We start from the raw sequence: 14,698 nt of genomic DNA on the forward strand, positions 1-14,698 counted from the left end.
AGTTGTAAATTATAATATTAATAAAATGAATATAAAGAAATCAACAAAGCTGGTTACGGGCCTTCTGCTATTGAGCGTGATCGGATTCATTGGTTGTGATAAGTTGGGTGATTTTGGAGACAAGAATGTAAACCCAAATGAAAGTACTTATGCTTCTACCGGAACGCTGATCTCAACCGTTCAGTTAAGGCTCGGGGCTAATAATTTTGGTACGACTACATCCTCTACTGCTATACCAGCTGCCGAGATACTCAGTGGGCTGCTTTGTCAGTATTTTTCTGAACCGACATATCCGCAGGCTTCTATGTACTCTGCGGCTTCACTTAACATAAGCACGACAGCTCCTTATGTTGGCGTATTATACGATTTAAAAAAGGTGATCGACCGAAATATGGACGAAACAGAAAAGGTCGAAGCGGCAAAATCGGGTTCCAATGCAAGCCAAATCGCAATAGCGCGTATCATGAAAGCCTATATTTATTGGGTAGTAACTGATAAATGGGGAAATGTGCCTTATTCTGAAGCTTTGCAATCGCCCGATATCTTTACGCCAAAATATGATGAACAGGAAGCAATCTATACAGACCTCTTAAAGGAACTGAAGGAAGCTCAGGCGCAGTTTGACGGCGGATTTGCTGTCAGTTCCGATTTGATCTATAACGGAGATGAGTCTAAATGGAAGAAATTTGCTAATTCTCTCAGAATGCTGATCGCATTACGAATGAGTAAAGTATATCCTACCCCATCGGGCCTCGCTGCACAGGAGTTTTCAGCCGCTTTTAATGATCCCGCAGGATATATCGAATCTAATGAAGATGGATTTAAACTGGACTATCCAGGCAATGCCAATCCATATAATAATCCCTATTATGCACCTTTTAACAGTGCTGATAATGGCGTTTCTGAAACATACACTAAATTAATGTCTGGATTAGGCGATACCAGAATTTCTGCTCATGCTACCAATACAACCGGTGTACCTTATGGTAGTAAAAGTCCCGCAGCAACCGGCGTGGATTGGGCAAGAATTTTGAGTTCAGAGTTTAAACAAACGGAGGGCACGGTACATTTTATAAATGCAGCTTCAGTATTACTTGCGGCTGCCGAGGCGTGCCAGTTAGGATGGGTATCAGGTTCAGCAAAGGACCTATATGAGAAAGGTGTCGAAACATCTTTTGATCAGTGGGGTGTTGATATTCCAGCTAATTATCTTACAACGGGTAGTGCCAATTTTACGACTGGGTCGGGCGTAAATGACATCAGCGGTGAACTAGTTCCGGGTTCAACAGCTAAAACTAACAATCCGTTACAAAGGATTCAATTACAACAGTATATCGCTTTTTATCCTGACGGTCATCAAGGGTGGTCAAATTGGAGGAGGACTGGTGTGCCTGGTTTGAAACCAACTACCGACGCTCTAAACAGTTCGAAGGAAATATCCCGCAGATTTACATATGGAACTACGGATTATTCAACCAACGAAATTCAGGTGAAAGCTGCCGCTGCTGCGATGGGTGGAGATAATGATGCGGTTAGAATGTGGTGGGATAAATAGATTAGAGGGTACTACCAAATAAAATAATAAAATATTATATATGAAAAGGTCTTACAAATATTTGAATTTGTTTTTATTAATTTATTCAATTTACCTTTTGTCGTCATGTATCAAAGGGCAAGTGGATGAATTAGGAAATGCAGGGTCTCCAATGATTGGTCTCGGGGAAGTTCCTGATAATATCCAATACTTTGCACCCTATGAAGGGAACAAGAACATCGACCTGTTTACTTTAAGAAGAGAGGAGGTTAGTAATGCAGGAGTAAATCAAACTGTTAAAGCAACTATTGTCATAAATTCCGACTCTCTGGATGCCTATAATGAGGCTAATGAAACAAACTTTTCAGCATTACCAGATAGTATATATACACTAGTAACAGGCAAAGGAGTTGAAGAAGTTGCTGATGGAATTTATGAAATTACTTTTCAGCCTGGAGTAACAGCCGTACCCTTTACAGTTAATGTAAATGGATCAAAATGGGATCTATCTCAAACCTATGGTTTCTATTTTGTCCTTCAGGATGCTGGTGGAAAGACAGTAAAATACGGAACAGCGGAAACAATGGCTGCTATTGCCATCACAAATCAATACGATGGATACTATATAATGAAAGGTCATCATAATAGGTCGCCTTATGATTTTGAGTATGAAGTGGAAATGTTGATGGCTACTGTGGGGATTAATAAAGTAGCATTTTATTGGCCTGAGGCGGGAAGTGTAGGGCATCCTATTGGTGTAGGGGAAGGAGAGGTAAGTTGGTATGGCGCATCAATTGCACCCATAATTGAATTTGATGTGGAAACCAACAAAATAACCAATGTTTATAATGCAGCCGGAGATCCGGTAATTTCCTTGTATACTGACGCGACTGGTCCGGGGGCAATGAGTAATTTATATGATCCGGAGACCCAAACTATTTATGTGTCATGGATGTACAATAATAATCCACAACGTGCTTTTTTCGATGAATTGAAATTTTCGCATTCAAGGTAATCCATTAAGGGTTTGTTGAAAAAAAAGAGGCTGTCAATGAAGACAGCCTTTTTTTTTATATTTATAGGAGTTAGGTAAAAGGCAAGCTATGCGATGTATAATCCGGTGTCTGGAGAACCAATAAATCAGAAAAGTCAATCCTTAAAATTTTTTAGAAATGATAGGTATCCAAAAATGGATATCACTCTACGATCAGCAAATGGACTCCTGGATCGCCTGCCAACTATAAAGCGAACCTTGAAACGATGGGTGGTGCGGACGAAGTAACAGGCCGGGTTTGGTTTGATAAAGATTAACTACGGCAAATAGCTACGCGCATTTGTCCCTCAGGCAGCCCTGAAGCCTATCCGGAACTATATAGGCCGGAAGCTTCAGGGCTTGTTTTTTGCAGCAAAATTGCCAGTATAAAGCCCGCAACAATTGTTTTCTTACCTTCGCTCTTAAATAAAATACAGACATGCAGGAACAGCAACCCAACCAGTTAAATATTGAGATTTCAGAAGATGTAGCTGAAGGAACCTATGCCAATCTGGCGGTAATTACTCATTCCCATGCGGAGTTTGTGATTGATTTCGTGAACATCATGCCGGGGACACCTAAGAGCCGGGTGAAGTCCAGAATTATTTTTACACCTCAGCATGCCAAACGGTTTATGAAGGCGTTGATTGATAATATTGAGAAGTTTGAAGCGGCTCAGGGAACAATCAAAGACCTGGATGAAGTGCAGATTCCGGTGAACTTTGGTGGACCAACAGCACAGGCTTAAAACAGATGCAGATGCGGGATTGATGCCGGTATGCCGGTTTTTACCGCAATAGCTTAGCTGATTTTTATGTGTCAGAAGAGAAGGTTCAAGGATGTAGGGATCGCTTTCGGGAAGATTTCCGGGTTGCTGCATTCCGGTCATAAGCAGGCAGGGGCGGATCCGGTTGCTGTTTGATCCAGATCGTTATTTTTTTGGATATTGAAGAATCCGATTTCAGCGCCACAGATACCTGTACTTTTTTTGCTGTGGTCTGTTCGGGTAAGATTAGGTCGTTGCCCTCAAATTTGCCATAATCTGTTTTGAACACCAGTTCTCTGCTGGTAAGTGGTTTCCAGCGACCGTTGCTCATTTTCCCATCGACATTGATATAATTATGGGTGCCTTTTTTAAGGCTGTCCGTATAGAGATTAATATAAAAACTTTCAATATGCTGGGCTTTTGCCGACCAGCCCGCAATCATAAGAAACAGTATGTAAATCAATTTCTTCATCCGCATTTTCCAATATTTTATAGAATCTGGCGAAGTCCGCCCGGTGGCCACAGCCTCGTCGAATCTCCTGCCTTAGTGCTTGTAACTATGACGAGAAAAGCATAAAAAAGGTTTGCTTTGATTTTTGCGGATCGGGTTAGTTGCAAAGCTGCCTTTTATAAAGTTGAATTGTGTTTTCAAAACCCAGATAAAGCGCGTCGCATATGAGGGCATGCCCGATACTGACTTCCCGGAGCCAGGGGATGCTCTGGCTGAAAAACTGCAAATTCTGTAAGTCCAGATCATGGCCCGCATTCAGCTCCAGCCCCAATTCCTGCGCTTTTTCGGCAGCTGCGACAAAGGGTGTAATAGCTTCCTGGGGATCAGTTACATAACCTTTAGCGTATGATTCAGTATACAGCTCGATGCGATCCGTACCGGTAGCGGCGGCTCCCTGAATCATTCGGATGTCCGGATCTACGAAAATGGATACCCGGATACCGGCAGTTTTAAAAAGACCCATCATTTCTGTAAGGTATTCTTTGTGGGTGAGGGTATCCCAGCCGTGATCGGATGTCAGCTGTCCCAGGGCGTCTGGCACCAGGGTTACCTGTGCCGGTTGGACTTCCAGCACCAGGTCGATAAACTTTTGTTCCCGGCAATTACCTTCAATATTGAGTTCTGTCTGAATGACCTTCTTCAACTGACGCACGTCCTCATATCGGATATGTCGTTCGTCGGGGCGGGGATGTACGGTAATACCATCAGCGCCGAATCTTTCTGCATCAAGTGCCATTTTAACCAGGTCGGGATTATTTCCCCCTCTGGAATTCCTTAATGTGGCAATCTTGTTTATATTTACCGAAAGTTTCGTCATTTTGCTAATTTATCGTTGGGATTTGTAAGGGTTTTCAATCACCCGGCTATGAAAACAGGCAGTATTACATGCTTCCATCGGTGCAAAGATAATCGCTATGTTGCAGAAATTATGTATGGGTCTTTTGCTGGTGGGGCTAAGTGTCACCAGCAATGCACAACAGGTCGCGCCATCCTCCGCTAAAGCAGTCGTTGCAGCAGCCGTGCGCCAGGCGGCTCAAGAGCATAAGGCGGTATTTGTCATTTTCCATGCTTCCTGGTGCGGCTGGTGTCGTAAAATGGATTCGGCGATCAATGCACCTGAATGCAAGACATTATTTAATGATCATTATGTTATCAGGCACCTTACTATTTTGGAATCCAAAGACAAAAAGAATCTGGAGAATCCGGGTGCAGACAGCCTGTTTAAACAATATGCTCCCTTGCAGAGTGGCATTCCATTCTGGCTCATCTTTAACAACAAAGGCGAAGTAGTGGCGGATGCAAAAATGGCGGATGGATCTAATAGTGGTTGTCCGGCAGCGGAAGAAGAAGTCAAACACCTGATAGCGGTACTGCAACAAACTTCCTCATTGAGTCAGGCCGAGCTGGATATTATATACCGGCGTTTCCGAAAAAACGACCCGGACTTTACACCGTAATGCCAATAGCCATACGGCATTGCACCGGGTACTAAGACACCGGGGACTCCGGGGGTATGAAGAATGCTGGGAAAAGAACCGTTCAGCTGTTAATTTTCAAGTATGCCTTCCTGGAGTTCGGAAACTAGTTGGTCTTTATGGCTTTCCACCCATTCAGGTACTTCGTCCTTACTTTCCGCCCTCCAGGTATCATTTTCCCGGATCAGCCGGAAAAAAATACGATTACCACGATCATCTGCTGTATCTATATCAAAGACATAATCGCCGGCGTTATTGTTTTTTTTAAAGTTGAACTCTCGTAATCTGTTATTTATTTTTACCAACCGGGTGAAATGTACAATTTTGACAAATGAGTTGCTCATTTTATAGCTGCTTTTGCTTGTATCCTCCATTTTATACCACATTTAAACATATTGCCAAAAAGTGCAATATCGGCGAAAGGGCCATTAACCCGTCTAAGATAAAATAAAATAGGTAATCATCTTTGGTTTTTATAGCCGTGCGATAAAGCAAAAATGTTAAAGCGGTAGGAATCAATAATATAAAGTTTTCCACAAGCGTTTGGGGGCGGATTTGGTGGAGCCAGACGGTGGCCAGCAGGTTCAACAGAATACAAGCGTTGAACACAATGCGGATCTGAACCGGTGAAAGCAGGGTAACCAGACTTTTTACCCCGCCGGCTTTGTCAAATTCGCGATCGCGCAGATCAAAGGGGATGCAAATGGCAAAAATCAATAAGAACCGGTTGATGAAAAACAGGGTATAGCCAGATTGCCATGCTTCGTCCAGCAGTAATAAAGGTAAAGCGGAGGTCACATAAGCCCACATCAGGGCAAGCAGGAGGGTTTTGGCATAAATAAAATTCCGAAGCAATGTGAAAGGCGGAAAGGGTATTTTAGGCGCCGTATATATAAAGGTCAGCAAGACCGCAGGCAGAATCCATTTAATGTAGGCCAGTTCCTGCAGGAGCAAAAAACCACAACCCACGGCACTGACAATAAAAAACAGCAAATGGGTTCGTTTATTACGTCCCAGCCAGGGCGTTCGCTGTTCTGTAATTTCGGTACCGGCATCGGTCAGGTACCAATGAATACTGTAGCTGGCCAGGGTGGAAAAGAAAACAAAAGCAGTGAAATTCAACGGCGGCAGATGTCCCGTGAATAAATGGGTGGTATAGCAGGCCATCAGTACGGCACAGACAGCAATAAAAATATTGCTGAAAACAACGAAATCAAAAAAACGCCTTTTATACAATTTACACGCAGTTTTAATTTTTCAAAAGTACTAAACCCCTCAAATATTACTGTCCTGAACCTTACCGTTCCACTCCGAAGAGCCGATTGACGGAAAATAATTATTATTGTGCTTTTTTTTTCTCTTGGTATAATTAAAAATGAATTTTGAGACTCCAGACACCATTTGACCCGCAGATCCTGTTCAGACCGGAACTGGATTTTGATGCAGCGGCTTTGCAGTTGTTTCATTTTCAATATACGCATACCGAGATTTACAGAAGATATGTGGACCTACTGGGAGTGGATCCCGATGCGATCCATAGTGTAGAAGCCATACCCTTTCTACCCATCCGGTTTTTTAAATCTCATCAGGTGGTGGCCGGGGAAGCGGCAGGTGCTACGATTTTTGAAAGCAGTGGTACCACAGGGATGCAGAACAGCCGCCATTATGTGCAGGATATCCACATTTATGAGCAAAGTTTTCATGCGGCATTTAAAGCGGCTTATGGCCATCCGGATCAATGGTGCATTATCGGACTTTTGCCTTCCTATCTGGAACGTAGGAATGCATCCCTTGCCTATATGGTACAAAAACTCATTGACAGCAGCGGCCATCCGGATAGTGGATTTTACCTTCATGAAAATGCGCAGCTGGCTGCGATCCTGACGGAGCTCGAAGCCCGCCGGCAGCCTACACTACTTTTCGGTGTGACTTTCGCCCTCCTGGATTTGGCCGAATCACACCCTATGGGATTGCAGCATACCATTATCATGGAAACCGGAGGTATGAAAGGCAGAAGAAAGGAGCTCGTAAGAGCGGAGCTACAGGACCGGCTGCGACAGGCTTTTAGTCTGGAACAGATTCATTCTGAGTACGGAATGACGGAGTTATTATCCCAGGCTTATTCCCAGGGTCAGGGAAGGTTTCGCGCACCCGGCTGGATGCGGATACGTATGAGAGATGAAGAAGACCCGCTGAGCCTGAAACCACAGGGTAGCCTGAACCGGGGCCTGATCAATATTATCGATCTTGCCAATATCTATTCCTGCAGTTTTATCGCCACGGATGACCTGGGTCTCTTGTATCCCGATGGTAGTTTTGAAGTGACCGGACGCCGGGACCATAGTGATCTTCGGGGGTGTAGTTTGTTGGCATTATAGATTGATATACATGATTTTATGTATTTGTGCTTCTTGTTCGAACCGCCCGAATGCCAAATGGCAACGGGAATTACCCCCCTGTTTTGCACCGCTAGCCGGCCCGACTTTTAAAAACAATGATTTAGTCCTTAATTTGCATTATGCAACAATATCTTGATCTGCTCCAACATATTCTGGACAAAGGTGCGGTGAAAACCGATCGTACCGGGACCGGCACCATCAGTACTTTTGGATATCAAATGCGTTTTGATTTACAGGAGGGCTTCCCATTGGTGACAACAAAAAAGGTCCATCTTAAGAGCATTATTTATGAGTTATTATGGTTTTTGAAAGGAGCGACCAATACCGCTTATTTAAAGGAACATGGCGTCAGTATCTGGGATGAATGGGCAGATGAAAACGGAGCGCTTGGACCGGTATACGGCAAACAATGGCGGAGCTGGCAGGCCAGTGATGGTCATCAGATTGATCAGATTTCGAATCTGATTGAACAGATCAGAAAAACACCCGACAGCCGCCGGCTGATTGTAAGTGCCTGGAATGTGGGCGATTTACCGCAAATGGCTTTGATGCCCTGTCATGCCCTGTTTCAGTTTTATGTAATCCCCCCCGCAGAACAGGGAGGTCGAGGCAGATTGTCCTGTCAGTTATACCAGCGTAGCGCTGATGTGTTTCTGGGGGTCCCCTTTAATATTGCGTCCTATGCGTTGCTAACGATGATGATTGCTCAGGTATGCGATCTGGCTCCGGGAGAATTCATCCATAGTTTTGGAGATGTGCATATCTATATGAATCATCTGGATCAGGTCCGTCTGCAATTGAGCCGCGAACCTTATCCCTTACCCCGAATGGTCCTCAATCCTGAAGTAAAAGATATTTTTTCCTTTGGTTTTGAAGACTTCAGACTGGAAGCTTATCAGTGTCATCCCGGTATCAAAGCGCCGGTAGCCATATAGGATCCACCTGAAATTATACTTATATTCGTTGCATGAATATATCACTAGTAGCGGCGGCTTCTGAGAATAATGTCATTGGCAAAAACAACCAGCTGGTCTGGAATCTGCCGGATGATATGAAGCATTTCAAGAATGTAACCTGGGGTATGCCGGTAGTGATGGGACGCAAAACCTTTGAATCTTTTAAGCGTCCCTTACCCGGAAGAAAGAATATTGTTTTAAGTAACAATAAGGACCTGAAGATTGACGGGGCTATTGTATCGCACTCGATGAAGGATGTCGAATTTTTGGTACGGGAAATGGACGTCAGGGAACTCATGGTAATTGGGGGTGGAGAAATTTATAAAATGTATTATCCCAGGGCCAATAAAATTTATCTCACCCGGGTCCATGCAGTACTGGAAGGCGATACTTATTTTCCGGCGATTGAGGAGAAAGACTGGCAATTGGTCAGTACCATTCATAATCCTGCGGATCAACGGCATACTTTCGCTTTTGATTATGAAAGGTGGGAAAGGAGGTAATTCAAAGTAGTTTCGATAACAGCATTCGATTGTTAAATTTAATATTCTGAAAATTGGTGTATTCTCCTCTTCAGGCTGCGGCCAAATATTTCAAGTATTATATCCACGCTGCCAATAGCAAAGGACATGGCACCCATTCGCCCTTCGTATATGAGTTCATTACCAAGGTAATGAATGATTTTACCAAATACGAGGATTACACCCGGGTGGAAACGCTTCGCAAGCGATTGCTGGCTGACAACCGTACCATCACCGTACAGGATCTTGGTGCTGGTTCGGCTGCGACTAGTGCCGATGAACGCAGTGTTGCTTCGATCGCCCGGAATGCCGCCAAGCCCAAGAAATTTGGACAATTGCTTTACCGGATGGTAAGATTCTATCAGCCAAAAGTGATCCTGGAAATGGGAAGTTCATTGGGTCTTACCACCAGTTATCTGGCACTCGCTAATCCGCAGGCGAAAGTAATTACCCTGGAAGGTGCGCCTTCAGTTGCCGATCAGGCAGAACAACATTACCGGGAGCTGGGCCTCAATAATATCGAAATGGTTCGGGGCGATTTCGATGCCACGCTGCCCCGCGTACTGAAAAAGCATCCACAAATTGATTTCGCTTTTGTGGATGGGAATCACCGCCAGGAGCCCACGTTGCGTTATTACAGGCAGCTTCTAAATCATACCGATAATGAGAGCCTTCTGGTCTTTGACGATATTCACTGGAGTCAGGGCATGGAGCAGGCCTGGAAGGAAATCATTCAGGACGATGCAGTCGCATGTGATATCGATCTTTTTTATATCGGTATTATCAGTTTCAGAAAAGAGTTTAAAGAAAAGCAGCATTTTAGTGTTCGGGTTTAAAGGGTTTTGAATATCTTTAAGAAAGGATCTATTCTTGAAGATAAACCAACTCCTATGAAGCTCGGGATCTTGAAAGAACTGGACACTGAACAGAGGGTTTCCTTGTTACCGGAAGCAGTCCGCTCCCTGACTGCTAAACATATAACAGTATTGGTCGAGTCAAACGCCGGAATCAAAGCCCTTGCTGACGATGAGGCTTATCACCAGGCAGGCGCCGTTGTGGAAAGCAGAAATGTATTATTACAGGAAGCAGATATTCTGTTAACGATTCAGGGATTGTGTCCAGCAGATCTTACCCAAATTGCCGACCTAAGGAATACTGTTCCCGAAGAAAAATCAAGGAGAAGGATGCTGATCGGCATGTACCAGCCATTATACAACAAGCCATCCATGGAAGTCTACGCCCATGCAGGACTCACTGTGTTTTCACTGGATATGTTGCCTAGAATCACCCGTGCACAGCCTATGGATGTGCTCAGTTCCCAGGCTAGTATTGCAGGATACAAGGCTGTTTTGATTGCGGCTAATCTATATGGCCGGTATTTTCCGATGTATATCACGGCCGCAGGTAGTATCGCGCCGGCAAAAGTCTTGGTGTTAGGCGCGGGCGTTGCCGGCCTACAGGCGATCGCTACCGCCAGAAGGCTGGGCGCGGTAGTGGAAGTATTTGATACCAGACCAGTAGTGCGGCTGGAAGTCCAAAGCCTGGGTGCCCGATTTGTTGAAGTGGCCGGCAATGCCGATGCCAGTCAGGCCGGTGGGTATGGTGTAGAACAGTCAGCCGCCTATCAGCAGGCTCAAGAGGAACTGATTGCCACCCATATTGCTAAATCGGATATTGTCATTACTACGGCTCAAATCCCGGGCAAGAAGGCGCCGGTACTCGTAACCGAAGCAATGTTAACCTCGATGCGGAAGGGATCTGTTATAGTGGATCTGGCGGCTGGTACTGGCGGGAATACACCCTTCACCCCTAGCAATGAAACGATAAATTTTAAGGGGATTACCCTGGTGGGCGCCTCCAACCTGCCAAGCAGTCTGCCTGTAGATGCCAGTAAGTTATACGGCAATAATCTGGTCAGTTTTATCGATCTGCTGTTGAAAGATGGGCGATTGGAAATGGATTTTGAAGATGAGCTCATCAGGAAAACCTGCATAACCGTCGAAGGAAAAATTGTTTACGAACAATTGCTGTAAACGGGGTATGTGCCACCCTTGAGGAATAGGAAAGAATGATGGAAACGTTGAATCAAAATATGTAGTTATGAACATTTTCGAATGGATAACGCTGCATCAGCAAATCCTGTACATTATTATCCTGATGATTTTCGTTGGTATCGAAGTTATTGGTCATGTACCCAGCGTGCTTCATACACCTTTAATGAGCGGCGCGAATGCCATACATGGCGTTGTGATTATAGGTGCCATCATTGTAATGGGGAAAGCCGCTACTGATAATTATCCCGCATTAATTTTGGGATTTCTTGCCGTAGTTGTGGGCACCCTGAATGTCGTGGGCGGATTTGTAGTCACCGACAGGATGCTGGAAATGTTCAGTCAGCGAAAAGCAAGATCCCCGAAATCTCAGGGAAAGGAAACTTAGTTGCGTATGATTACCTGCTGTTATTTATTGGCTTCTGTTAGTTTTATTCTCGGACTAAAAATGTTGTCTGATCCTGCTAAAGCCCGGACAGGCAATCTGGTGGCAGCAGCAGGAATGACGCTGGCCATTATTGCTACGATATTTTTATACCGGGACGGGGCAGGTCACAGGCTGGGCAACTACGGGTGGATTTTCGGTGGCATTGCTATTGGTGCCTGTGGCGGTGTTCTTGCCGCCCGGAAAGTGAAAATGACTGCCATGCCGGAAATGGTGAGTTTATTTAACGGTATGGGGGGGCTTTGTGCCGCACTGATTTCGGTCGTAGAATTCAACGAAATAACTGCTGCCGGAACACTGGCTGACGGACATCTGATAATTATTCTAACTGGTTTGGTGATTGGTGCCGTTTCATTCGCCGGTAGCCTGGTGGCCTGGGCCAAATTGAACGGACGATTGAAAGATTTTTCTTTTCGGGGACAGCAGTTGTTAAATAGCTTGTTGCTACTGTCCATCGTTTCAGCCGCTATTATCCTGATGGGGCCTACATCCGGTATCCGGCAAACGACATCATTATTGCAGCCCGCTTCTGTCTTTTACAGCCTGTTTTTGCTTTCGCTTATATACGGTCTTTTTTTCGTATTGCCGATTGGTGGAGCAGATATGCCCGTTGTTATTTCATTATTGAATTCATTTACCGGCGTTGCGGCAGCCTGTGCGGGTCTGCTCTATGATAATTCCGTAATGCTGACAGGCGGCATTCTTGTCGGGGCCGCAGGCACCCTGTTGACAATCTTAATGTGCCGGGCAATGAACCGTTCACTTTTAAATGTGCTTATCGGTTCTTTTTCTGCAACCAAAACCGGTGATGGAGGAGCAGCGCCATCTGGCGTGTATAAGGAAATCCGGATCAATGACGCTGCTGTAGCACTGAGTTACGCGCATAAAGTAATGATCGTCCCCGGTTATGGGTTGGCTGTGGCACAGGCCCAGCATGCTTGTCACGACCTGCAGAAATTGCTGGAATCCAAAGGTGTGGAACTATATTATGCCATCCATCCGGTGGCGGGTCGTATGCCCGGGCATATGAATGTCCTGCTGGCAGAAGCCGACGTTTCTTACGATAAGTTGTTGGAAATGGACGCAGCCAATGAAGCTTTCCCTACAACAGATGTGGTACTGGTTCTTGGCGCCAATGATGTGGTCAATCCGGCTGCCCTGCAGGATCCTGATTCACCTATTTATGGTATGCCAGTATTAGAATTGGAGCAATCAAAGATGGTGATTGTAGTGAAACGTTCCATGCAAACAGGATACGCGGGTATTGAGAATGCCTTGTTTTTCCAGCCTAAAACTTCGATGTTGTTTGGCGATGCCAAGAAAGTGCTCCAGGAACTTATTGCCGCCGCCAAGGAGCTTTGAGAATTCCGAATTAAAACCGGACACAGCACTATTCTTCTACCAGGAATCTTTAGCATTTCTCCGTTTGAATGTGCGTATTATTAGGTGCATTCTCTAATTTTGCCCGGTGAATTTACCCCAGCCGTTTTTGCAGTCCCTGCGCGGATTGCCCGGATATAATGAATCCGAATTTCTCGCTGCACACGATCTGAAATCACCGGTAACCTCGGTGCGTTTGAATCCGCGGAAACCGTCCATTGTGTTACAGCATTGGGAATCCCGCGGCCTGGACACTGATACTATACCCTGGACACGCGATGGCTATTACCTTTCTGAACGCCCTTCTTTTACTTTTGATCCCTTGTTTCATGCAGGTGCTTACTATGTGCAGGATGCCAGCAGTATGTTTGTGGAACAGGCACTAAAACAGACCGTAGATCTTCAGTCATCATTGCGGGTGCTGGATCTTTGTGCCGCACCCGGCGGAAAATCCACATTGATACAGTCGTTACTGAATGATAGCAGCATGCTGGTCAGCAATGAAGTAATTCGTCAACGCGTATCTGTTCTTAAAGAGAACATTATCAAATGGGGGAGCGGCAATGTTGTGGTTACGCATAATGATCCCCGTGATTTTTCAAAATTTAAAGGCTATTTTGATGTAATTGTAGTCGATGCGCCTTGCAGCGGTAGCGGTTTGTTCCGCAAGGACCCGAAGGCGGTTGAGGAGTGGAGTGAGAATAATGTAGCGCTATGCAGCCAGCGGCAACAGCGCATCCTTGCTGATGTGCTGCCTGCGTTGAAACCAGAGGGGATATTAATTTATGCAACCTGCTCCTACTCCCCCCAGGAAGACGAACATATCCTGGACTGGTTATCGGAACAGTATTCTTTGGAATCTGTTGAACTAAAGACATCTTCAGACTGGAAGCTTACACCGGTCGTGACAGCCAACCGGAATTTCGGATACCGGTTCTGGCCCCAGCAGGTTAAAGGAGAAGGCTTTTTTCTGGCAGTTTTCAGAAATCAGGGTTTGGGAAACCATCGCTATAAACCGGGAAAACAATTGCGGCTGCTTTCTAAAAAATCAGAACCCCTGCTGCAGTCCTGGGTTCACACGGCTGACCACCGCCTCATTGACATTCAAGGAACAATTTATGCCTGGCCGGTACCGCTTATTGGAGACTATAGTTTGTTGATGGAAGGGTTGCGGGTCATTTATTCCGGAACACAGTTGGGAACCCTGGCACATCATAAATTTTTGCCAGCGCATGCTTTGGCCATGAGCAGCTTGCACTCCGAAGAAATCGCCCGAATTGATATAGACTATGATACCGCTATTTCTTTTTTAAGAAAAAGTTCAATTAAACTGCCCGATCACAGAAATGGTTGGCAGTTGCTTTGCTGGAACCAGCAGGCCCTGGGCTGGGTTAATGTATTGGATAACCGGGTCAATAATTATTATCCAAAAGAATGGCGGATATTGAAGGCTAAATCCTAATTTTAACAAATACGACCAAACTGACTTACTCAGTGCTTTCCTGAGTACAAAATTGAGCAAACGGTTGCGCAGCCATCGGTACCAGTTTTTTACTACTTTCATATTATAAAGGTTGATTGGGACAGACTTTGAGACTCTGGCTTTTGATATTTGAGAAGAGTTAAA

The 14,698-nt window shown here is 45.0% G+C and carries 16 protein-coding genes; 12 read left to right on the forward strand and 4 right to left on the reverse strand.

Going from position 1 to position 14,698, the window contains the following annotated elements; genetic code table 11:
* Positions 1-25 precede the first annotated feature (25 nt).
* The 3 genes from ACYVI9_RS06245 to ACYVI9_RS06255 all read left to right on the forward strand — a co-directional run bounded on the left by ACYVI9_RS06245 (position 26) and on the right by ACYVI9_RS06255 (position 3,315).
* Positions 26-1,555 (forward strand): SusD/RagB family nutrient-binding outer membrane lipoprotein, encoded by a 1,530-nt coding sequence (locus ACYVI9_RS06245; RefSeq protein WP_460762117.1) that lies wholly within the window; start codon positions 26-28, stop codon positions 1,553-1,555.
* A gap of 40 nt (positions 1,556-1,595) precedes the next feature.
* Positions 1,596-2,549 carry a DUF1735 domain-containing protein gene (locus tag ACYVI9_RS06250; protein ID WP_460762120.1) on the forward strand — a complete coding sequence of 318 codons (954 nt, stop codon included), beginning with the start codon at positions 1,596-1,598 and terminating at the stop codon, positions 2,547-2,549.
* 457 nt (positions 2,550-3,006) lie between these two features.
* Entirely contained in the window at positions 3,007-3,315 is a 309-nt protein-coding gene (locus tag ACYVI9_RS06255; RefSeq protein WP_460762122.1) for a DUF3467 domain-containing protein, read from the forward strand.
* An 85-nt stretch (positions 3,316-3,400) separates the two neighbouring features.
* Here ACYVI9_RS06255 and ACYVI9_RS06260 read toward each other — a convergent pair whose 3' ends face one another.
* Together ACYVI9_RS06260 and ACYVI9_RS06265 are read right to left on the reverse strand one after the other, a co-directional pair.
* Positions 3,401-3,805: a hypothetical protein gene (locus ACYVI9_RS06260; RefSeq protein WP_460762124.1), complete on the reverse strand. Its 405-nt coding sequence runs from the start codon at positions 3,803-3,805 to the stop codon at positions 3,401-3,403.
* A gap of 136 nt (positions 3,806-3,941) precedes the next feature.
* On the reverse strand, positions 3,942-4,661 hold the full coding sequence (locus tag ACYVI9_RS06265; RefSeq protein ID WP_460762127.1) for a pyridoxine 5'-phosphate synthase: 720 nt from the start codon (positions 4,659-4,661) through the stop codon (positions 3,942-3,944).
* Between the two features lie 97 nt (positions 4,662-4,758).
* Between ACYVI9_RS06265 and ACYVI9_RS06270 the strand changes: the two genes are divergently transcribed.
* A complete protein-coding gene (locus tag ACYVI9_RS06270) occupies positions 4,759-5,301 on the forward strand; it encodes a thioredoxin family protein (protein ID WP_460762130.1) in 543 nt (180 codons plus the stop codon).
* 89 nt (positions 5,302-5,390) lie between these two features.
* Here ACYVI9_RS06270 and ACYVI9_RS06275 read toward each other — a convergent pair whose 3' ends face one another.
* Entirely contained in the window at positions 5,391-5,693 is a 303-nt protein-coding gene (locus ACYVI9_RS06275; protein ID WP_460762132.1) for a hypothetical protein, read from the reverse strand.
* Position 5,694: 1 nt separating this feature from the next.
* The gene (locus ACYVI9_RS06280; RefSeq protein ID WP_460762135.1) at positions 5,695-6,555 is read right to left on the reverse strand and encodes a UbiA family prenyltransferase; all 861 of its coding nucleotides are present in this window, start codon (positions 6,553-6,555) and stop codon (positions 5,695-5,697) included.
* 146 nt (positions 6,556-6,701) lie between these two features.
* On the opposite strand from ACYVI9_RS06280, the gene ACYVI9_RS06285 reads away from it, so the two are divergent.
* The 8 genes from ACYVI9_RS06285 to ACYVI9_RS06320 all read left to right on the forward strand — a co-directional run bounded on the left by ACYVI9_RS06285 (position 6,702) and on the right by ACYVI9_RS06320 (position 14,533).
* Positions 6,702-7,697: a LuxE/PaaK family acyltransferase gene (locus tag ACYVI9_RS06285; protein ID WP_460762137.1), complete on the forward strand. Its 996-nt coding sequence runs from the start codon at positions 6,702-6,704 to the stop codon at positions 7,695-7,697.
* Positions 7,698-7,837: 140 nt separating this feature from the next.
* On the forward strand, positions 7,838-8,653 hold the full coding sequence (locus tag ACYVI9_RS06290; protein ID WP_460762140.1) for a thymidylate synthase: 816 nt from the start codon (positions 7,838-7,840) through the stop codon (positions 8,651-8,653).
* Positions 8,654-8,685: 32 nt separating this feature from the next.
* Positions 8,686-9,177: a dihydrofolate reductase gene (locus tag ACYVI9_RS06295; protein ID WP_460762143.1), complete on the forward strand. Its 492-nt coding sequence runs from the start codon at positions 8,686-8,688 to the stop codon at positions 9,175-9,177.
* A gap of 56 nt (positions 9,178-9,233) precedes the next feature.
* Entirely contained in the window at positions 9,234-10,031 is a 798-nt protein-coding gene (locus ACYVI9_RS06300) for an O-methyltransferase (RefSeq protein WP_460763009.1), read from the forward strand.
* A 54-nt stretch (positions 10,032-10,085) separates the two neighbouring features.
* Positions 10,086-11,228, forward strand: a complete 1,143-nt coding sequence (locus ACYVI9_RS06305) for an NAD(P) transhydrogenase subunit alpha (protein WP_460762145.1) — start codon at positions 10,086-10,088, stop codon at positions 11,226-11,228.
* A gap of 67 nt (positions 11,229-11,295) precedes the next feature.
* Positions 11,296-11,634 carry an NAD(P) transhydrogenase subunit alpha part 2 gene (locus ACYVI9_RS06310; protein WP_460762147.1) on the forward strand — a complete coding sequence of 113 codons (339 nt, stop codon included), beginning with the start codon at positions 11,296-11,298 and terminating at the stop codon, positions 11,632-11,634.
* A gap of 6 nt (positions 11,635-11,640) precedes the next feature.
* Positions 11,641-13,053, forward strand: coding sequence for an NAD(P)(+) transhydrogenase (Re/Si-specific) subunit beta (locus ACYVI9_RS06315; RefSeq protein WP_460762150.1), 1,413 nt, complete (start codon positions 11,641-11,643; stop codon positions 13,051-13,053).
* 106 nt (positions 13,054-13,159) lie between these two features.
* Positions 13,160-14,533: an RsmF rRNA methyltransferase first C-terminal domain-containing protein gene (locus ACYVI9_RS06320; protein WP_460762153.1), complete on the forward strand. Its 1,374-nt coding sequence runs from the start codon at positions 13,160-13,162 to the stop codon at positions 14,531-14,533.
* Positions 14,534-14,698: the final 165 nt, after the last annotated feature.

This window comes from Niabella terrae (assembly GCF_054783135.1).